Annotated in this window: 15 protein-coding genes and 1 pseudogene; 13 read left to right on the top strand and 3 right to left on the bottom strand. The window is 45.0% G+C overall.

The features are described 5' to 3' along the window. From QUB11_RS24950 to QUB11_RS24960, 3 genes and pseudogenes are all read left to right on the top strand, one after another. A pseudogene (locus QUB11_RS24950) lies at positions 1–169 on the top strand (transposase family protein); the annotation flags it as partial. A gap of 139 nt (positions 170–308) precedes the next feature. After that, positions 309–614: an ISAzo13-like element transposase-related protein gene (locus QUB11_RS24955; protein WP_333206514.1), complete on the top strand. Its 306-nt coding sequence runs from the start codon at positions 309–311 to the stop codon at positions 612–614. Between the two features lie 152 nt (positions 615–766). Then, the gene (locus tag QUB11_RS24960) at positions 767–1657 is read left to right on the top strand and encodes an alpha/beta fold hydrolase (protein WP_333206512.1); all 891 of its coding nucleotides are present in this window, start codon (positions 767–769) and stop codon (positions 1655–1657) included. A gap of 1 nt (position 1658) precedes the next feature. Here the strand turns inward: QUB11_RS24960 and QUB11_RS24965 are convergent, their stop codons facing one another. Continuing rightward, positions 1659–2906, bottom strand: a complete 1248-nt coding sequence (locus QUB11_RS24965) for a transposase (protein ID WP_333206510.1) — start codon at positions 2904–2906, stop codon at positions 1659–1661. Between the two features lie 814 nt (positions 2907–3720). Beyond that, on the bottom strand, positions 3721–4602 hold the full coding sequence (locus tag QUB11_RS24970) for a Cof-type HAD-IIB family hydrolase (protein WP_333206509.1): 882 nt from the start codon (positions 4600–4602) through the stop codon (positions 3721–3723). A 373-nt stretch (positions 4603–4975) separates the two neighbouring features. Between QUB11_RS24970 and QUB11_RS24975 the strand changes: the two genes are divergently transcribed. From QUB11_RS24975 to clpP, 8 genes are all read left to right on the top strand, one after another. Further along, positions 4976–10504 carry an ATP-binding sensor histidine kinase gene (locus QUB11_RS24975; protein WP_333206508.1) on the top strand — a complete coding sequence of 1843 codons (5529 nt, stop codon included), beginning with the start codon at positions 4976–4978 and terminating at the stop codon, positions 10502–10504. A 47-nt stretch (positions 10505–10551) separates the two neighbouring features. Then, positions 10552–11964: an adenylate/guanylate cyclase domain-containing protein gene (locus QUB11_RS24980; protein ID WP_333206507.1), complete on the top strand. Its 1413-nt coding sequence runs from the start codon at positions 10552–10554 to the stop codon at positions 11962–11964. Between the two features lie 82 nt (positions 11965–12046). Beyond that, a complete protein-coding gene (locus QUB11_RS24985) occupies positions 12047–13267 on the top strand; it encodes a heparan-alpha-glucosaminide N-acetyltransferase domain-containing protein (RefSeq protein WP_333206506.1) in 1221 nt (406 codons plus the stop codon). 108 nt (positions 13268–13375) lie between these two features. After that, entirely contained in the window at positions 13376–13750 is a 375-nt protein-coding gene (locus QUB11_RS24990; protein WP_333057898.1) for a hypothetical protein, read from the top strand. A 192-nt stretch (positions 13751–13942) separates the two neighbouring features. Continuing rightward, positions 13943–14104, top strand: coding sequence for a hypothetical protein (locus QUB11_RS24995; RefSeq protein ID WP_333206504.1), 162 nt, complete (start codon positions 13943–13945; stop codon positions 14102–14104). A 45-nt stretch (positions 14105–14149) separates the two neighbouring features. Continuing rightward, positions 14150–14440: a DUF433 domain-containing protein gene (locus tag QUB11_RS25000; protein WP_333206502.1), complete on the top strand. Its 291-nt coding sequence runs from the start codon at positions 14150–14152 to the stop codon at positions 14438–14440. Next, positions 14440–14580, top strand: a complete 141-nt coding sequence (locus tag QUB11_RS25005) for a hypothetical protein (protein WP_333206500.1) — start codon at positions 14440–14442, stop codon at positions 14578–14580. Before QUB11_RS25000 ends, QUB11_RS25005 begins: the two co-directional genes overlap by 1 nt. A 61-nt stretch (positions 14581–14641) precedes the next feature. Further along, positions 14642–15250, top strand: coding sequence for an ATP-dependent Clp endopeptidase proteolytic subunit ClpP (clpP, locus tag QUB11_RS25010; RefSeq protein WP_006635758.1), 609 nt, complete (start codon positions 14642–14644; stop codon positions 15248–15250). Between the two features lie 296 nt (positions 15251–15546). On the opposite strand, the gene QUB11_RS25015 is transcribed toward clpP, so the two are convergent. Beyond that, positions 15547–16545 (bottom strand): hypothetical protein, encoded by a 999-nt coding sequence (locus QUB11_RS25015; RefSeq protein WP_333206498.1) that lies wholly within the window; start codon positions 16543–16545, stop codon positions 15547–15549. An 878-nt stretch (positions 16546–17423) separates the two neighbouring features. On the opposite strand from QUB11_RS25015, the gene QUB11_RS25020 reads away from it, so the two are divergent. Together QUB11_RS25020 and QUB11_RS25025 are read left to right on the top strand one after the other, a co-directional pair. Further along, positions 17424–19790 (top strand): ribonuclease R family protein, encoded by a 2367-nt coding sequence (locus QUB11_RS25020; RefSeq protein ID WP_333206497.1) that lies wholly within the window; start codon positions 17424–17426, stop codon positions 19788–19790. Between the two features lie 422 nt (positions 19791–20212). Next, positions 20213–20836, top strand: coding sequence for a flavin prenyltransferase UbiX (locus tag QUB11_RS25025; protein WP_333206495.1), 624 nt, complete (start codon positions 20213–20215; stop codon positions 20834–20836). The last annotated feature ends 99 nt before the right edge of the window (positions 20837–20935 follow it).

Genomic DNA, 20935 nt, shown 5'->3' on the forward strand with positions numbered 1-20935 from the left:
GAAGATCCAAGAATTGAGCGGACGAAACATCATCAATTAATTGATATTATCACCCTCTCAATTTGTGCCGTGATTTGTGGTGCTGATACATGGGTGGATATTGAAAGTTACGGGCGCAGTTCAATACGAATGGTTAAAGAAAATTTTAGAATTGCCGAATGGCATACCTTACTAACTATTATACAACTTGTAAACAGTAGTTGTAATATTTTTATTGTCTCAAAATTAGCAGAAGCGTAAAAGCCACCATTAATCAGTTACTGTTTTCTTACTAAAGTCATTACAAAGCGTGTCTGTAGCTTCTTTGAATGGTGAATTTATCTCAAAATATACTCACCACTGATGAACAGTGTTCAATAAGATGCGTTCCCCCTGCTCTTCCCTCATATTACCAGAGCTTGTCAAGGAGTGATTTTTACAAGTGTAGATTTAGTCAAAACTATCAGGAAAAAACTCACACTAACCAGGGTCTGTCTGTAGTTGTAAATGTGGTAGATAAAATCTATAAAATTGGTAGAAAGGTGACTGAGGATTTCCAAAAAAATCTGAAAATTGTTTTTGATGAATATTTATCCAAATGGAATTATCGAGCCGTACCTCAACTCACTCATTAATCAAGTTATTAATTTTTCATTCCTGATTTAATGTGATATCTTCCATCCTTCTCAAGAGTTGAATGTTCGTGTGTGGCGTTGCTCCGGCGCCGCCTGTAGAGGGATTGTGCTGCTATGATGAAAGAAGTTAACGAAAATTTACATTAAGAGCCGTGACTGCACAACAGCTAGTATCTGCAACCAGTTTTGAAAAGCTAATTTGGACTTGGAAAGGTCACAAAATCCAATATACCGTCCAAGGAACCGGCCGCCCTCTGATCTTGATTCACGGATTTGGGGCTTCGATCGGACATTGGCGGCAAAATATCCCCCCACTAGCGGCCGGCGGCTATCGCGTATTTGCTCTGGACTTGCTGGGATTCGGTGCTTCCGCCAAACCAGCCCTCGATTACACTCTGGAATTGTGGGAAGAATTGCTGACTGATTTCTGGGCGGATCTGGTACAGGAACCGGCTGTATTTGTCGGGAATTCGATCGGCGCTTTGCTGAGTTTGATGGTAGTCGCCAACCATCCCGAAATATCAGCAGGCGGTGTCTTAATCAACTGTGCTGGCGGGCTCAACCACCGGCCAGATGAACTGAATTTCCCGCTGCGAGTAGTGATGGGGACTTTTACTAAATTAGTTCGATCGCCCCTGATCGGCCCCTTTGTCTTCAACAACATCCGCCAAAAACACCGCATCCGCAACACCCTGCGCCAAGTCTACGGGAACCGCGAAGCCATCACCGACGAACTCGTAGAACTCCTCCACGCCCCCTCCTGCGAACCAGGAGCTCAACAGGTGTTTGCCTCGATTCTCACGGCCCCAGCAGGCCCTCAACCGTCAGAACTGCTGCCCAAAGTCGATCGTCCGTTATTGGTACTTTGGGGCGCAGACGACCCTTGGACGCCCATCGCCGGCAGCCAAATTTATCAACAATTGGCCGCCAACGATAAACCAGTGAAATTTGTTTCCATTCCCAACACAGGCCACTGTCCCCACGACGAGCGGCCGAGTGAAGTCAACGCTCTGATTTTGGACTGGCTGCTGGAAGTGAAGTGAACTACCCAACACCCATCTGAGTACAGATAGGGTGTGGGCTTCCCAATTCAACGGGGATTGCCTCAGCCTTCATGGATTTTTTACGTCCTGATGGCTTTGGTCTTACCTCCCCTCCAAGGGCAGAAGCGCTAGTTCCTAACGCCAAAACTCGCAAGCCTTCGTTTTTAATATTTATTGCAGCGTTGATGTCTCTATCATGCCGCTTTTGACAGTGAGGACAATCTACAAGTCTTACACCCAATGAATCATATCCTTTTTGCAGTATTGGGATGGGTAGTAGAGTCTCGCTACAAAGTTGAGAAGATGGGAAAAACCGCCCTATTTCTTGGTAGGTGTGACCAAATCTTTCGGCTTTGTACTTGAGCATAGTTAGAAAAATTCCCCATCCTTGGTCTGATATTGCTTTTGCCAAGTTGGGATTTTTAACCAGATTCTTAACTGCCAAATCCTCTACACAAATAACTTGGTTTTCGTAGGCTATTTTGCGAGATAGCTTGTGTAAAAAGTCTTCTCTTACTCTAGCTACTTTGCTAGAGACTTTGGCAACTAAAAGTTTAGCCTTGCGACGCTTGTTAGAGGTTTTATCCGTCTTTCTAGCTAATTTCTTTTGTTTGCGTTTTCTATTCCTTTCTAACTTAGCCAATTGCTTCTTAGGTAGGTCGTATTTTGAACCCTCTGAAGTTATAGCAAAGTTTTTCAACCCCAAATCAACACCGATAGCTTCTCTAAGTGCGACGGCGGGGGTATCTTCTTGGTTAAAAAGAATAGAAGCATAGTACCTACCATCTGCGTTTCTCGATATTGTTACAGTCGTGAATTTAGCATCAGGAAGGTCTTGGTGAAACACGGTTTTCATTAACCCCAAGTTCCCAGGAAACTTGATTACAGAATCCTGTGGTATTAGTTTCACATTTTGGGGATATTGAATCGATTGCTTACCATGTTTAGATTTGAATCTAGGAAATTTAGCGCGTCCCTCAAAAAAGTTTACAAACGCGCTTGAAAGATTGAATGTTACTCGTTGTAAGACCTGACTATAAGCCAGTCCTAACCATTCATATTCCTTTTTCAAACCAGGAAGCAACTTGTCCATCGCAGCTTTAGAAAGACCTTTCCTAGTTTCTTTATACGCGGTAGTAGTGGCATTGAGCATATAATTCCACAACCATCGAGTATTGCCAAAACATTGAGCCAAGTAGGATTCCTGCTCGTCGGTAGGATAAATTCTGATTTTCACTGCTCTGTACATGGCATCGACCTTACCGTGTTTACATATTGATGGTAACAGAAATTAAAAATATGTCAACTCACAACAAATATTTGGCTCGTTTCCGACCTGTCCTCGAACGAAAGCTATCGCATTGTCAGAGGACTGTCGTCAACTCACGCGCAATTCATCTCAACACTGACCTGCTGGGTACAGGTACAGTGTGAGCTTTCTTGCTGTTATAGGTAAAATTTTTCTGGTGAAGGCAAGGGAGAGGGCGATCGACAAAAACCCCTGCATTACAAAGGTTCAGCCTCGCTCCACCGCACCAGCACCCCCGCAGCAGCCGACTCAAAAAACAATTTTTGGAAAAAGTATTGACACAATTTACTGAGTCAGCTATATTGATGGACGTGTGAGGAGCGAACCAGAAGAAGCACCGAGACGAAACACGGCCAGTCGTCGGTGCTTTTTCTGTGGGAACCCATTTTTAAGAGTTTGAAATTATCTATAATTCACATCCAGAAGATCTGTAAGCCCGCCCCGCTTTCTTCATTTCTTCCTACCCTACCCTTCGGGAACCCCTGCGGGGAACGGGAACGGCTTCGCCGAATGCGTTGTTAGCGTCTTCGCGGTTCGTTAAATAAATATTCGGATGTTGCAAACAAAGTAATTGACGGGACTTAATCTCAAAAAATCCGAAATTGTGGATTTTTTTTATCATCAAAACTGGATTGGATAGAACTCAAAACTAGAGAGTTATATAATAATCAATTGTCGCTGGGTCGGGGCGGGTTTATCTAGATTTTTTCTAGATGTTGGCAAACCCGCCCCTGCGTTATTTGTGCTACAAATATCAACGATCGCCCAAAACAAATTGTTCGATCGCAGCAGCCACCCCGTCTTCCTCCACATCCGGCGCTACCCAATTAGCAAAAACCTTCACGCCATCAGGAGCATTGCCCATTGCCACGCCCACGCCCGCGTAGGTAATCATTTCCACATCATTAAAATTGTCGCCGATCGCCATCACATTCGCCGCCTGCAAACCCAAAAGTTCCTCCGCTAAATACTGCACGGCATCTCCCTTATTCGCCAAAGGATGCGTAGCTTCAAAAAAAGTAGCAACGGATCGAGTCAAATAAAGCTCCGCAGGCGTGTAGCGCTGCCGCATACTGCTGAGCAAGCCGTCGAGTACGCCCGGATTCTCGCACAAAGCCAAAACTTTCGTCGGTTCCCCCGGAAGATCTCGCCGCAAATCTTTAATCACCATTGGTTCAATGCCCGATCGTTCTGCATAAATTCGGGTAGCTGCGGTAATTTCCGGCACGTAAAGTTTGTCGTCAATGTAGAAATGGATCGAAAGCAGCGGTCGCAAATGCGGTTCTTCAAAATAATCTAACAGTTGCAGAGCAGTTTGTTTCGACAGCGGCAAGTGCCGCAGCCGTTTTTGAGTAGCGTGATCTTGAATCCATGCGCCCTGGTAGCAAATCAGTGGCAATGTTGAGCCGATGTCGCGGTGAAAACGCAAAGCTGATCGGTACATCCTGCCCGTAGCGACGGCTACTTTCACTCCCCGCGACGAGGCCGCCAAAATTGCCTGCTTGACTGGTTCTCGGATGGTATTTGACAAACCTGCGATCGTGCCGTCTATATCCACTACCAGCAATTGAATGTCTGCGGTGCCAAAAGCGCGATCGGTCGCATTAGCTGGATTTGAGGCAGTTATATTCTGCATGATTTTTTTAGATTTTAGCTGTTGATTTGCACGCACCCGTTTATTTTGGCACTGGTGGGATAGCAAAGTGCAATTTCGGATTTTTTGAAGACTAAAATATAGATAACTAAATAAGCGACCAAAAAAGTATCTAGGAGGACTCTTTAGGGATGGATTTAGCTAAGCTCTATAATAGTAGCCAGTTTACTGCCGTAAAAACCGCACTCGACCGGCAATGTGTATTTTCACTTACTTAATAATACTTGTGGTCAAAAAGAATGCAACTCTCAGCCCGCGCTCCAAACCCTTATATCATCAATCATTCCCAATCTAAAATCTAAAATCTAAAATCTAAAATTGTATAACCGCCTCTTTGAAATTACCCCCAACTATCATGATTTCTATTCCGGGATACCGCATTGACGGAGAACTTTATACAAACCCTCACACAGTTATTTATCGAGGGATGCAGCTTGAGGAACAAAAACCCGTTATCCTCAAAACTCTCACACCCTCATACCCTACCCCAGCGCAAATATCCCAACTGCTGCACGAATCTGAAATTCTTAAAAATTTGATTTTCCCCGGAATAGTCAAGCTTTATAAAATAGAAACATACAATCACTTTCCGGTTTTAGTTTTAGAAGATTTTGGTGGTATTTCCCTAAAAGACTTTCTCAGCAACAACCAGCTAGAGTTACAACAATTTCTGCATATTGGCATCAAACTAGCAGAAACTATTGGGCAACTCCACGAACACCACATTATCCATAAGGATATTAAACCCAGCAATATTATTGTCAATATCGAGACTGGAGATGTCAAGATTGCTGATTTTGCGATCGCCTCCCTGCTACCGGGCGAAAACCCCGCCCCCAGCCATCCCCATTTACTCGAAGGCACTCTCGCCTATATGTCTCCTGAACAAACGGGGCGCATGAATCGGGCGATCGACTACCGCACCGATTTTTATTCTTTAGGCGTCACCTTTTATGAGATGCTTTGTGGCGAATTGCCTTTTAAGGCGATCGATCCTATGGAATTAGTACACTGCCATATTGCCAAAACGCCAGTTTCTCCTTGTGAAAACAGAAAGCAAAAAGTACAAAGCAGAAGCATCGAAGGCAGAATCAATCAAGTAGGAACAAAGGAGATTCCTCAAGTCGTTTCCGATATCGTCATAAAACTCTTAGCAAAAACAGCCGAAGACAGGTATCAAAGTGCTTTCGGACTTTTGTACGACTTGGAAAATTGTCTCGTTCAACTGCAAACTACAGGCGAAATTTCCCACATAACCCTCGGCGAGCAAGATCAGTCAAGTCACCTGCAAATTTCCCAAAAATTTTACGGGCGAGAAGTAGAAGTTAATATGCTTCTCAGTATCTTCCAGCGGATGAGGCGAGGCAATACAGAAATTGTGCTCATTTCTGGTGCCGCAGGTGTGGGCAAATCGTCGTTAGTATATGAAGTTTACAAGCCGAGTCGGCGGGAAAACGGGTATTTTATTGACAGCAAATTTGAGCAATTTAAGCGCGATATTCCCTACGCTTTTTTGCTCCAAGCTTTTCAAGATTTGTTGCGGCAAATATTCACAGAAAATGCCGCAGAAATTCATGTTTGGAAACAAAAAATTTTAAAAGCACTCGGCGGCAACTGCCAAGTAATTATTGAAGCTATTCCCGAAGTAGAACTGATTGTCGGGCCGCAGCCCCCCGTGCCAGATTTAGGAGCAAATGAATCTCAAAATCGCTTTAATTTAGTATTTCAAAACTTCATCCGCGTCTTTGCTCAAAAAGAACATCCCCTAGTAATTTTCCTAGACGACTTGCAGTGGGTCGATTCAGCATCTCTCAAGTTAATAGAACTACTAGCAACTGACCTGAGAACTCAATATTTATTAATAATTGGAGCTTATAGAGATCAGGAAGTAGATGCAAATCATCCCCTAATGCTGACCGCCGAAGCAATTAAAAAAGCAGGCGGGACTGTGAGGGCGATCGCCCTTTCGCCTTTAGATATAAGCAGCGTCAACCAATTCGTTGCCGATACTTTGAACTGCGCCCCCGAAAAATCCCTAAGTTTAGCAGAATTGCTTTGGCGAAAAACCGCTGGAAATCCATTCTTTTTAAATCAATTAATAAAATTTCTTTCCTCAAAAAGTTTGATAGAATTTAAACTTTCACCCTCGAATAATGTGGTCGATCTAGCTGAACCTAACCTGTCGGGCTTAGCGCAACCACTCTCAGAGCAAATTGTGAAAAAATGCCATGTCACAGGCGAGTGGCAGTGGGATATCGAACAAATACAAGAAATGGGAATAACTGACAATGTTGTAGAATTAATGATAGATAACATTCAGAAACTTTCAAAGAAGACCCAGGAACTGCTTAAATTAGCCGCTTGTATCGGGAACAAATTTGATTTAGAAACTATCTCGACAATCGCCGAAAAACCTCTCGCTTCCGCAGCAATAGACCTCGGTGAGGCACTTCAGTCCGGTCTGATTTTGCTCGTGAATAACGCCTACAAAATTCCGATCGCACTAGCAGCAAGCACAGAAGTAACAGACACAATATCTAGAGACTTTACCGATAAATTTTCCTTACCCGTGACTGATATTCCTAGCGCCACTTACAAATTTTTGCATGAGCGAGTGCAGCAAGCAGCTTATGCTTTAATATCCGATTATCACAAACAAGAGATTCATCTCAAGATAGGCAATTTTTTCCTAAAGAATGCACCGCCAGAGCAATTAGAAGAACATATTTTTGATACCGTCAACCAACTAAATTCAGCTAAAGAAATCATCAGCAGCCAATTAGAACAATTTCAATTATGCCAATTAAATTTAATTGCAGGCCGCAAAGCAAAAGCAAGTGCAGCTTACGAACTTGCCCTCAAATATTTAACCACAGGTATTCAACTGCTTCCCTCCGAAAGTTGGCAAACTGACTACGACTTGACTCTTGCACTCTACGAGTCAGCAGCAGAAGCTGCTTACCTAAATACCGACTTTGAACCAATGGAAAAATGGGCGATAATTGTCCTGCAACACGCAAAAAATGAACTAGACAAAATCAAAGTGTTTGAAATTAGAATCATAGCTTGTGCGATGCAAACCCAACTCCAAGAATCGGTAAAAATTGGTCGGGAAGCACTAAAAATGTTAGGAGTTAACTTTCCAGAATCGCCGATTCCCCTCCACATTCAGCAAGCACTGGCTAAAACTGCCGCTTATTTAACAGAAATAAAAATAGAAGATTTAATTAACTTGCCGATTATGACAAATCCGCACAAATTAGCAACTATGCGCGTGCTTTCCAGTATGTTTTCAGCTACATTTATAGTTGAACCTGTGCTGCTGCCCCTGATTGTGTGCGAGCAAGTTAATTTATCTATTAATTACGGAAACTCTACTTTTTCCGCCTTCGGTTATGCTAATTACGGAGCAATTTTAAAAGGAATAGTTAGAGATATTGAATCGGGCGATCGCTTTGGTCAATTAGCTTTAAATTTGAGCGATAGATTAAATGCGTTAGAATTCAAAAGCAAAACGCTTAATTTAGTAGCATTCATTTTGATGAACGGCAAGCATCACGTTAAAGACTCTTTGCCGCTATTAGAGGAGGCCTATCAAAGCGCGCTAGAAAATGGGGATTTAGAATCTGTCGGATATTCAGCCGTAAATATTTGTCAGTCTTTGTATTTCATCGGTCAAGAATTGCCCCAACTGGAACGGAAAATGGTAAGTTACAACCATTTGCTGTTTCAACTCAAGCAAGAAACTGTATTGACTTGGAATCAAATATATCGGCAAAGTATTTTGCAATTGATGGGAAAATTGGAAAGTCCACACCTGGTATTAGGTGAAGCATACAGCGAAGAACAATTGTTGTCGCTGCTGTTGAAAGCTAACGATCGGGTGGGACTACAGCACTTTTATTTGCAAAAATTAATACTAGCCTATTTATTTGGAGATACCGCTACAGCGCTAGAAAATTCAGCGCAAGCCGAAGTATATTTAGACGGAGTAGCAGGCTTTATTAATGTTTCTGAATACCAGTTTTACGATTCTCTAGCCCGCCTAGCCGCCTATCCCTCTGGAACAGAGGGGGAACAAGAAGAGCATATTTTTTACGCTGTCAGTAACCGGAAAAAACTGCAACAGAAAGCACTTTATGCGCCCATGAATCTTCAGCACAAATGCGACTTACTTACGGCAGAAAAAGCGCGTGTTTTGGGCAATGTTGTGAGAGCAATGGAATATTACGATCGCGCAATTGACGGAGCCGAAGAAAACGGATACATACAAGTACAAGCACTAGCAGCAGAATTGGCAGGAGCATTTTATCTATCCATAGGAAGAGAAAAAAATTCTAAAACTTACTTGACAGAAGCGCATTATTGCTATCAGCGCTGGGGAGCAACAGCCAAAGCAGCGCATTTAGAATCGAAATACTCGCACTTGCTAACTTCCGCCTCGATTTCAACTAATATTGAAACTCACAAATCTACCAGCAGCGCTTCCACTACGAACGACGCTGCAGGCGTGCTAGACTTGACTACCGCAGTTAAAGCATCGCAAACCTTAGCCGGCGAAATAGTTCTAGACAAACTGCTGGCCAAAATGATGAAAATTGTTATTGAAAATGCCGGGGGGCAACGAGGGTTTTTAATACTCGAAAAAGAGGGTCAATGGGTGATTGAAGCATCAGGATCTGTAGATGTCGATCGCGTTGCTGTCATGCAATCAATTCCGATAGATTTTGTAGCAGACGAGCGAGAAGTCACTTTGCTGGCAGTTGCAGTTGTGAATTACGTCGCCCGCACCCAGGAAAGTATCGTTTTAAACGATGCCAGCCGCGAAGGACAATTTACTCGCACACCCTATATAATGGCGGTTCAACCTAAATCAATTCTTTGCACTCCGTTAATTAATCAAGGCCAACTCACTGGGATTCTATATTTAGAAAACAATCTGACTACAGGCGCTTTTACCCAAGACAGGTTAGAAATATTAAAACTGCTGTCTTCTCAAATTTCTATCTCCATCAAAAATGCCCAACTTTACGCCAACTTGCACCAATTCAATCAGAATCTGGAAAATTTAGTACAGCAGCGTACCTCCGAACTCTCCCAAACTTTAGCAGACTTAAAATCGGCTCAAAATAAACTGGTAGAATCGGAAAAAATGGCTGCCCTCGGAGGGTTGGTTGCAGGTGTTGCCCACGAAATCAATACTCCCATCGGCATCGGCATCACCGCCGCCTCCCTGCTTGCTGAAAAAGCCACAAAGTTTTTTGAGGTTTACAGTAACGGGCAAATAAAACGTTCCGAGTTAGAAAAGTTTCTGGATACCGCGATGCAAAGCAGTAATATGATCTTATCTAACCTCACGCGGGCGGCCGACTTGATTCACAGTTTTAAAGAAGTAGCTGTGGATCAGTCGAGCGAGTTAAAACGCACGTTTAATGTTAAAAACTATCTAGAGGAAATTTTGACATCCTTAACAGCCAAACTAAAAAGAACTAAGCACAAAATAGAGATTAAGTGTGATGAAAATATTGTTGTGGACAGTTACCCCGGCGTAGTGTGTCAAATTGTGACAAATCTGGTGTTGAATTCCCTAATTCACGCCTACGATGGAGAAGACGAAGGAGTTCTGGCTTTTGATTTCAAACTAGAGGGCGATCGGCTAATATTTGAATATGCCGATAACGGCAAAGGAATTGACCCAGAAAATCTCAGTAAAATTTTTGAACCGTTTTTTACCACCAAAAGAGGTCAGGGAGGCACGGGATTGGGACTGCACATTATTTATAACCTTGTTACTCAAAAACTAAAAGGCACAATTAGCTGCACAAGTCAAGTAAATAAAGGGACAAGATTTATGATTGAATTTCCCGCTAAAATGAGCAGTTAGTTATTAGACCCCAACATGGATATAAGTTTTATATAGGAGAACGATATATGTCAGAAGCTAGTAAAAACCTGTTGGCTGCGGGCGATGAGGAATTAATCGCGGCGGGGGACGATGAATTAATATTTGCCGAGGAAGACGAGGCGGAACAAAAACCGCTCGAAGAAAGTTGGAAAATCTTAATTGTAGATGATGAAATAGAAATTCATAATATTACTAAACTCGCGTTAAACGATTTTAAATTTGAAGGTAAAAGTATAACATTTATCAGCGCTTATTCAGGAAAAGAAGCTAAAGAAATCATCCAAAATAACTACGACATAGCATTAATTTTACTGGATGTAGTTATGGAAACAGAAGAAGCAGGCTTGGAAGTAGTTAAATACATCCGCGATATTTTAAACAATCAAATTGTGCGAATTATTTTACGAACTGGACAGCCCGGACAAGTGCCAGAAGATGTAGTAATTGTCAGCTACGATATCAATGATTACAAAACTAAAACAGAACTTACTAACAAAAAGTTATTTACCACAGTCGTCACCGCATTGAGAGCATTTAGATCGCTAAATCAAATCGAATCCAGCAAAAGCGAACTCGAAAAAATAGCCGCTGCATCTGCCCGTTTTGTTCCCCGTGAATTCTTGAAATTTCTCAAAAGAGAAAGCATCGTTGATGCCAGACTAGGAGACTCTGTACAAGCAGAAATGACGATTATGTTTGCCGACATTCGCTCATTTACAAGTCTGTCAGAAAGTATGTCTCCCCGAGAAAACTTTGAATTTCTTAACTCTTACTTAAGCCGAGTTGGCCCAGTTATCCGCCAGTACAACGGTTTTATAGATAAATACATTGGTGACGGGATTATGGCTTTGTTTCCTAACAGGGCTGAAGATGCTGTGCAAGCAGCAATTGAGATGCAGCATCAAGTAAAAATTTATAATAGACACAGGCAAAACAGTGGCTATCAACCTATTTCGATAGGGATTGGTTTGCATACGGGGACTTTAATGTTAGGTACGATTGGCGAAGCGGAACGAATGGAAAGTACGGTGATTTCTGATGCGGTTAATTTAGCTTCCCGTGTGGAAGGATTGACAAAGCTTTATGGGGTGGCTATTGTAGCGAGCGTCCAAACCCTTTGCCGGATAGACGATCCTCAACATTACAAGTGCCGGTTTCTCGATCGCGTTCAAGTAAAAGGAAAACAAACACCTGTTGCGGTATTTGAAATTTACGATGGCGACTCGGCGACAATGATCGAACTAAAAGCACAAACTCAAACTTATTTTGAACAGGGAATTTTTTTTCACTACCAGCAGCAATTCGCGCAAGCAAGGCAAATGTTTCTGCGCGTTTTGCAAGTCAACAAGTATGATAAGGCAGCAGCTTTTTATGCAGAAAGGTGCGATATGTTGATGAAGAATGCAGTCATTATGACTCTCGAAGGTATTGAAATTTAGTTAAGGGCTAATGGGTACTTGGTAATTGTAATTAGTAGTTTTTATTTCTTCCCTCTTTCTTCTTCCTCCTCCCTTCTTCCCCATGCGCTTCAAATCCCTTGATGTTTTTCGCGGAATTGCGATCGCCTCGATGATTCTAGTCAACAACCCCGGTAGTTGGGAACAGGTGTATCCGCCGCTAGAGCACGCAGAATGGCACGGCTGTACGCCGACAGACTTAGTATTTCCTTTTTTCCTGTTCATCGTTGGCTGCGCGATGTCTTTCTCGCTGTCTAAATATCTTCAAAATCATCCAAAAATTGGAATAGAAACCTCAATAATTACACAAACACAGGAAAAATCCGAATCCGCCAAAAACCCTCTTCCTTTTTCCTCCTTCCTTCTCCCTTCTTCAAATATTTACTGGCGAATTGCGCGCCGGGCCGCGATTCTATTTCTATTAGGATTGCTGCTAAATACATCTTCGATCGCCCTTGACGTACTTCTCAACAGCGCCCCAGTGGAAAACTTCGGTAAAATCCGCATCATGGGAGTATTGCAGCGCATCGGCTTAGCTTATTTCATCAGTGCGATCGCCATTCTCAACCTCTATCCCCGCCATCAAAAACTGCTCGCTGTGGCCGTGCTTTTGGGCTATTGGGGCGCACTAACCGTATTTGCTGTAGGGGGGTACACTGCCGGCGAACTCACCCCAGAAGGAAATTTAGGAGGATATGTCGATCGGCTAATTCTCGGTAGCCAACACCTGTACAAAGGCGGCCCCTTCGACCCAGAAGGATTGTTGAGTACCTTACCAGCAAGCGTTACAGTCCTAATCGGCTACTTTACCGGAGAATGGCTGCGTGTGCAGCCAATCAAACCCCGCACCAGTATCAACTTAGCAATCTGCGGCCTCTCTGGCGTGGTAATCGGCCACTTGTGGGGATTTTTATTTCCGATCAACAAACAACTTTGGACGAGTTCCTATGTAGTTTTTACGGCTGGTTGGGCCTTGCTATTGCTAGCAGCTTGCTACGAAACAATTGAAGTGCGAGGCTGGAAATGGGGGAGGCTGTTTGAAATCATGGGATTGAATGCAATTTTCCTGTTTGTGGCTTCCGGTATTGTCGCCAGACTTCTGTTAAAAACTCATATCGGTACTGGTGAAAATGCTCCAACAACTTACAGTTGGATTTATGAAAACTGGTTTGTGCCGTGGGCGGGGCCGCTGAATGGTTCTCTGGCATTTGCCGTGACTGCGGTATTATTTTGGTGGTTAATTTTGTATGGGATGTACCGCCGTGGTTGGGCGATTAAAATTTGAATGGTGGGTTGTTAAACAAGCGCGTTTGCTGGTAAGTGGTGAGCAAGGGGCTTGACAATTAAAAGCTGTTTGTAGTATAATGTTTATATATTTTTTACGGTTTTTGACGTGGATATTCTAATTGAGTCAACAAGGGAATTTGAGAAAGATATTGCGCTGCTAAATGAAGATGAGAAAGCCGCAGTAATTCAAAAAATTAATTATTGTGCCAGCCTTTTTCCTACTCAAAAATCAAATGTGTATCGCAAGCTGCGTCGTCTCCCGCTATCGTCAGACCTGAATGGTTACGAGTCTTCGCTTTATACGCTACGAATTTCTCAAAAACTAAGAGTGGTTTTGGCGGTTGACGAAGACCCAATTTTTGGGCAAGCTATTTTTACTCTTTTTCGAGCAATTCAACACGACGAACTCGATCGAGCGTATAAGGGTGTAGCAGAGTCTTTGTATCAAGACCTACTTCAGCGCGATCGAGAAACTGCCTAGATATAATCAGCTTAAGTTATGGCGCAAAACCTTATTCTCTGTGATGAATATGGCATTATTTACGAAGCTATGAAAATTTTGCCAGATGACTAGCTAAAGATTAGTTTTCTGGAAGCTTTAGCAGAACTTGAAGACCAGGAATGTCACAGGACGAGACAATTTCCCAAAACGAGACTGCATAAAGTTAAGGGTGTGAAGCAGGCAGTTTATCGTGCTGATATTGATAAAGTCTCAGGCTGGCGCATCCACGTTCAGTACGTCAACGGACAGATTCATCTCAAGGATATTATTGAAGGGAAAAGACACGACAATGTAATTGAGGTGATTAAATCAAAGAAATCCCGCTACCAGTAATCCTAGCAAAGATATAATCTATAAAAATCCAGTGGGGATTTAGCGATGGAAACTAACAGATCGTTCGAGCAAAGTGATACCTGGAGTGAAGAAGATTGTCTTGATGTCACAGCCTTTTCTTTGCAATACGCAGCTACTATCTTTCATAGCGACCCCGATATTTTAGGTGGAACTCCTGTCTTTATTGGTGCTCGCGTCCCGATCGAGACTGTGCTTGATTGTCTCGAAGCTGGTGATTCGGTCGATGAATTTTTAGACCATTTTCCTACTGTCAGCCGCGATCGAGCGATTTCACTTCTCTCAATGATACGATCGCCACAAAACAACGTTGATTGATGTCCGTTTCCTCAAAATCGATCGCCTGCAGGATCGGAAATCCGATCGCACCCCCGCCACAACTTCCACAAATTACCGCCCCAACCCCGCCCAGCTTAAGGATTTTGCCGATTTCTCGATCGCACGCCACCGATCGCTAACTATAACTGAGCCCTAGTCGCTAAAATTAAAAAAAGATACGTAATAGGCAGGCAGGCGTCAATGATCCCAACAGTTATAGAACAATCCGGTCGCGGCGAACGCGCCTTTGACATTTACTCGCGACTCCTGCGCGATCGCATCGTCTTCTTGGGCCAACAGGTTGACTCAGACTTGGCTAACCTGATCGTTGCCCAATTGCTATTTTTAGACGCCGAAGACCCGGAGAAAGATATTTACCTCTATATCAACTCCCCAGGGGGTTCGGTAACAGCAGGTATGGGCATTTTTGACACGATGAACCACATCCGCCCCGACATTTGCACTATTTGTCTCGGTTTGGCTGCCAGCATGGGCGCTTTTCTGTTGAGTGCCGGCGCTAAAGGCAAGCGGATGAGTTTGCCTCACTCCCGGATTATGATCCACCAACCTCTAGGCGGAGCTCAAGGACAAGCAACCGATATTGAAATTCAGGCTAAAGAGATTTTGTACCACAAACGCCGCCTGAACGAACATCTTGCCAACCATACCGGTCAGCCGCTTTCCCGCATTGAAGAAGATACCGAACGGGATTTCTTCATGTCCGCTGAAGAAGCAAAGGACTACGGATTAGTCGATCAAGTGATCGATCGCCGTCCTTCCGCCAGCCGCCCGATCGCCGCTGTCGTCTAAATAAAAAGTTAAAAATCAAAAATGAGGAAATATTCTTCATTTTTGATTTTTAATTTTTAACGTTCAAAAGTAGCTCTTTAATGGATAAACGGGGGGCGAGAAACCGGGTTTTTTACCCTAATCTTTGGTTCTCAACCTTAATCTCTGTAAAAAACCCGGTTTCTTTAATCCGGGAGCAACGGGGGGCGAGAAACCGGGTTTTTTACCCTAATCTTTGGTTCTCAGCCTTAATCTCTGTAAAAAACCCGTTTTCTTTAATCTAATAGCCTCCAGCGCCTTGTTTAGTTGCCGAATTCCTAGGGCAAAGATTCGAGATATTGCAGGAAGTCGAACAATTCTTCTCGATTTAAGAAGTGCCGCGCTTCTTTGCCATAACCTTGTTTGAGATAATCTTTTCCTTGGTTGGGAGTCCAGCCCAACCGCTTGATTTCCTCAGTAGTTCTGCTGTAGATTTCCAGATATTCTAGGAAATCTCCCAACTGTTCGCTAGAAAGCTCTCTCTGCGACGACTTGCCGTAATTGTGTTCGAGACAGTCGCTTTCCTGTTTTTTCTTCCATTGCAGGCGTTTGAGGATGGCGTCTATTTGGGCGATCGTATCCGAATTATCCTCGATCGCATCGCTGGGGATTCCCACTGCAATCGGTTGCAATTCCCTGACTTCGGCCGCACCCTGTAGCAGTTCACTTTGGCTAGCAGTCGGCACCTCTAGTTCCGTGATCGGTTCGCCGTAGCTAGAAGAAAGCCAAGCGTCTGAGTCTAACTGCTTTGGTACAAACCCAGTAGCCTCGACGCGATCGACCGTTGGCGGCAGCGGTGCAGGTACAGGTGCGATCGGCTCTTCATTTAATTTCGCTTCAGTCTTGACAAAATTGCTTTGATATGTTTCAGGCAATTTGTCAGCAACAGGCATTTCTAGAACCGGAAGAGGAACACTTGTCGGCCCAACAGGAACCGGAACAGCAGGAGGAGGGGGAGGGGGAACAGCAGCAACCGGGGAAACGGCAGGAGGAGGGGGAACAGCAGCAACCGAAGCAACCGGAGCAACCGGAGCAACCGGAGCCGGATCAACAGTCGCGATCGCACGATCGGGCGCAGCAGATCCAAGAACAGCGATCGCTCGCAACCGGGCGCGGTCTTCAGCATCCTCAACAGACTCAGCAGCCGACATAGCCGTAGCCAGAGTTTTGCCGTCAACCTGAACCAGACAGCGAACAACAAACTTACCGTGATGAACAGTCAGCAACTCACAAATTAACTGTCCAGCGGGATAAAGGGCGCGAAATTCAGCAAACATAGTTTTTTGACCCCGAAACCAGAGGGGGCTTATGACTTAAGTGTAGTACAGCCCTGAGAAAACAATTTTCTGAAAGCACCTATTCAACATACAATAAATTAAAGGTGAGTCATCCGCGCAACCTTACACGCCACTAAACCCCATCCCACATCCGGCAGTTTAAGCTAACAAGCACCGGGCGTCATTTCTACCTATAGGAGATGACACAGCAACTAAGCAAAAGTAGTAAAAGTCTCCGGTTTGCGTACCTGCACTTTCTACAGCACAGATTGCTCCCGACCCGCTCGTTGCACCTCCGTCCGCAAGGACAGATCGCGTGCAAAAAAACAGGGGCATCGCAGCAGCGAGCTACTAGCAATTTTGCCTTAAAGATCCGGTAAATTCTTTGCTAAAGCAAGAAGCAAGAGGCACTTCAAAAGGAAGAAGGAACAAGGCAGAAGGAACAAGGCAGAAGGAAGAAATGCAAATTTTATCCCTCTCCATCCCTCCATCGGCTCATCCTCGACTCAAGCCGTCGCTTTCAGTATCGAGCCATCTTTTAAGAACCGACAGGGGCTTTCTAATTTGCGAAGTGCTCGGCGCTGCTGACCTAAAAGCAAACAAACCAACGCTAAAAAATTGTATTGGGGAATAGCGTGCGGGACAGTTGTCTGCACCGTCAGCAGTCAGTTCAAGACAGACAGCAGACAATTAGCACGAAGCCGGTGTCGGGAGAGAATCTCAAAAAAACCTCGCGATCAAACAAGGTGGCTGTGCTCGCGTCTCCACCTATCAACCCGCGTATTTGTTGGGAAGCAGGCACTGCGAGGGCCCGAGGGGGTGCGGCTGATTTCGCCAAAATTAGACTAATTGCTGGAAACAAGAGGATCGATCGCTACATGGAATTTTCTATCGCTGCACTGCTGGCAAATTTTACAGAAGACAAATTAGTGGCTCCTAAAGCATTGGAGAAAAAACTCGACTGCAACGACGCCACCAGTCAACTCAAACTTCAAATCGCATTAGAAGCTCTAGAGAAAATTGGCATATTAGTCAAAGACAAAGGCCGCTATCGCCGAGTAGCTGAAGACGACGTAGTAGAAGCAAAACTGCGCTGTTCGAGCAAAGGATTTTGCTTTGCAATTCAAGACGCCGAAGGCTCAGAAGACGTTTATGTGCGGGAAAGTCACCTCTCGACAGCTTGGAATGGCGATCGAGTATTAGTCAAAATTATCAAAGAAGGTAGCCGCCGCCGATCGCCCGAAGGCGAAGTCATGCTCATCCTCGAACGCGCCAACCCCTCGGTACTCGCGCGAGTCAAGCAAACGGCCACCCCCACCGGCCGCGTCAGCTACAGAGCAATCCCCCTAGACGATCGCCTGTTGTTTGAACTAGACTTGCTCGCAAATGGCACAAATCTCCAAGAGGCGATCGACCACCTAGTACACGTCGAAGTCAAACGCTACCCCCTTGGCACCCATCGCCCAGTCGGCAAAGTAGTACAGGTACTCGGTTCCGACGCCGAAGCCGCTGACGACCTCGACATCGTATGCTGCAAACACGACTTACCGCGATCGTTCCCCGCCGCCGTCATCAAAGCAGCCGAAAATTTGCCGAGCAAAGTCAAAAAAACAGACATCAAAAAACGGCTAGACTTGCGTAACATTCTGACTGTTAGCTTCAGCAAAAACGAACCGGGAACAACCAACAGCGAAAACGATGCCCCTCGATTCCAGGAGGAAAATCTCTCCGAAGGAGGAGGCGAAAACGAGTTTGATCCGACATCATTCCTGTCCGATCCGCCAGTGGAACGCGCTTTGTCGATCGAAACCCTGAAGCCCGGCCGCTGGCAAATAGGAATCCACATCAGCGACGCCGCCGAGTACGTGCAGCCAGAAACCCCGATCGACCGCGAAGCCCGCAAGCGAGGCACCGCCGCCCATCTGGGAGAAAAAATCATCGCCGTACTGCCAGAAACCCTCAACGAGCGCTGCTCTCTGCTGCCAGATACCGAACGGCTGACCTTCAGCATACTGCTCACCCTAGACGAATCTGGAGAACTCTTAGAATACGAAATTCAAGCCAGCGTCATTCAAATTGACTACCACCTCACCTACCAGCAAGCTCAAGCAATTCTCGAACCAGGCGAGGCCGAAGATCACCCTTTATCATCCGCCCTCCGTCCTTTCCTAGATCAAATGTCGGCTGCCTCACAGGCTGCCAGAAAGGCAAGGCTCAAGCGGGGAGCTTTTGAACTAAATTTGCCCGACGCTAACTCTCACTTCGACGACGAAGGCGAATTAGGAGCTTTTGCAACAGCTCCCCCCGTTCAGTCGGCTGTCTCCGAGTTGGTGGTACTTGCCAACCAAGCCGTCGCCACTCACCTGCAAGCCTTGGGAGTCCCAGCAATTTACCGCGTCCAGCCGATGCCAGACCCGGCAGACATTCAAGAGTTCATCAAACTCTCCAACAACCTCGGAGGCGAACTGTATCTCGAAACCGAAGAAGAAGTTTTGCCCTTGGACTTTCAGCGATTTACCCAGCAGTTTGCCGGCCTGAAGTCCGAAAGAGTTCTCACCTACCTCCTAGAAGACACCATGAAGCCCGCTGTTTACAGCACCACTCCCAAGCCACACTTCGGTTTGGGGCTGTCAGAGGGTTACACGCGCTGCACTTCGCCGCTTTCCCGCTACGCCGATTTGCTGGTGCTGCGGGTGTTGCAAGCGGTGTTCGAGCAAGGGCGCAGCAGCCGCACAACACGGGCTAAGGAAAAAGTTGACTTGCACCATTCCTCCTGTCACGGTCAAATTACTTGGAATGTTCTCCCCCCAGATTTGCACCACGAATTTGAGACAGAGTTTGCATCGGCCGTGGTACACCTGACGGAACGCGAAAGGGTTGCTGAGGATGCCGAAAGCGATTTGCAGGGATTGAAGAAAACCGGATTGATGAAAGAACGCACCGGTCAAACTTTCCAGGGTTTGATTACAGGGGTGCAGTCTTACGGTTTCTTTGTGGAAATTGAGGTGCGGCCGCCGGAGAGCGACATCTTGCGAGTTGAGGGATTGGTACACGTTTCTTCGCTGAAGGATGATTGGTACGAATATCGATCGCGCCAGCAAACTCTGGTGGGCCGCAAAAACCGCAATCAGTACCGTTTGGGCGATCGGGTAGAAGTTCAAGTCAAGAGTGTTGACTACTACCGCCAGCAAATTGATTTAGTTGCAGTTGGCGGCGGCAGTCAAGCTTTTGATGATGATGAATAATCTGTTGACAGTTGACAGTTGACTGTTGACTGTTGACTGTTGACTGTTAGCTTTTCTCAATACTTAGTTGTCATTGTCTGGCAACTAAGTATTAAGAAGTGGGCTGCCAACTATACTCAGCAATCCTCAATAAATAATTAAGGACTAATATCAAATCCGATAGCATCGTCGGGCATCAAATGCAGTCAAAAGTCAACAATCACGGCCGGTGCAACCGGAATTTATATAATTTATCTGCGTTAATCTGTGTTAATCTGCCTATATCTGCGGTAAAAAAAAAGAGAATTTATTAACTGCCGATGACAAGGGAGGGACGCTGATTCACGCAGATGAAGATAAGAGATTTATGAATAACTCCGATGCTAAAAAAGTTGATCTAACAACTAATTACTAACAGTCAACCGTCAACTAAAAAATAACTAATGACGAATAACTACCCCCTGATTGTAGGAGTTACCGGTGCATCGGGACTGATTTATGCGGTGCGAACTCTGAAGTTTATGTTGGAAGCCGATCGCGCGATCGAACTGGTCGCTTCCAAATCTACTTACATGGTTTGGCAAAGCGAACAGAACACCCGAATGCCCGCCGAGCCGACGCTACAAGAGGAATTCTGGCGGGAACAAGCAGGAGTAGCCACAATGGGTAAACTTCGGTGTCATCCCTGGCAAGATGTCGGTGCTAATATTGCTAGTGGCTCCTTTCGTACCCAAGGGATGATCATTATTCCCTGTAGCATGAGTACGCTGGGGAAATTGGCGGCTGGCTTGAGCTCGGATTTGCTCGAAAGAGCAGCCGACGTTCAGCTCAAGGAAGGGCGAAAATTGGTACTTGTGCCTCGCGAAACGCCTTTTAGCTTGATTCACCTGCGGAATTTGACTACCTTGGCGGAAGCTGGAGCTAGAATTGTACCAGCGATTCCTGCTTGGTATCACAATCCACAAACTATTGAAGATTTGGTAGACTTTGTGGTGGCTCGCGCTTTAGACCAGTTGGGGATTGATTGCGTTCCTCTCAAACGCTGGAAGGAAGAAGAAGGGAGTTAGTTGACAGTTGACAGTTGACAGTTGACAGTTGACAGTTGGCAGTTGACAGTTGACAGTTGACAGTTGACAGTTGACAGTTTGTTATTGATGATTTGTTAG

Source organism: Microcoleus sp. B6-A1 (assembly GCF_036705085.1).
Classification (GTDB): domain Bacteria; phylum Cyanobacteriota; class Cyanobacteriia; order Cyanobacteriales; family Microcoleaceae; genus Microcoleus.

Coding starts and splice junctions, on each gene's coding strand:
- QUB11_RS24955 (WP_333206514.1), top strand. CDS start 309: ATGGTGAATTTATCTCAAAATATACTCACCACTGATGAACAGTGTTCA.
- QUB11_RS24965 (WP_333206510.1), bottom strand. CDS start 2,906: ATGTACAGAGCAGTGAAAATCAGAATTTATCCTACCGACGAGCAGGAA.
- QUB11_RS24970 (WP_333206509.1), bottom strand. CDS start 4,602: ATGCAGAATATAACTGCCTCAAATCCAGCTAATGCGACCGATCGCGCT.
- QUB11_RS24975 (WP_333206508.1), top strand. CDS start 4,976: ATGATTTCTATTCCGGGATACCGCATTGACGGAGAACTTTATACAAAC.
- QUB11_RS24980 (WP_333206507.1), top strand. CDS start 10,552: ATGTCAGAAGCTAGTAAAAACCTGTTGGCTGCGGGCGATGAGGAATTA.
- QUB11_RS24985 (WP_333206506.1), top strand. CDS start 12,047: ATGCGCTTCAAATCCCTTGATGTTTTTCGCGGAATTGCGATCGCCTCG.
- QUB11_RS25000 (WP_333206502.1), top strand. CDS start 14,150: ATGGAAACTAACAGATCGTTCGAGCAAAGTGATACCTGGAGTGAAGAA.
- QUB11_RS25005 (WP_333206500.1), top strand. CDS start 14,440: ATGTCCGTTTCCTCAAAATCGATCGCCTGCAGGATCGGAAATCCGATC.
- clpP (WP_006635758.1), top strand. CDS start 14,642: ATGATCCCAACAGTTATAGAACAATCCGGTCGCGGCGAACGCGCCTTT.
- QUB11_RS25015 (WP_333206498.1), bottom strand. CDS start 16,545: ATGTTTGCTGAATTTCGCGCCCTTTATCCCGCTGGACAGTTAATTTGT.
- QUB11_RS25020 (WP_333206497.1), top strand. CDS start 17,424: ATGGAATTTTCTATCGCTGCACTGCTGGCAAATTTTACAGAAGACAAA.
- QUB11_RS25025 (WP_333206495.1), top strand. CDS start 20,213: ATGACGAATAACTACCCCCTGATTGTAGGAGTTACCGGTGCATCGGGA.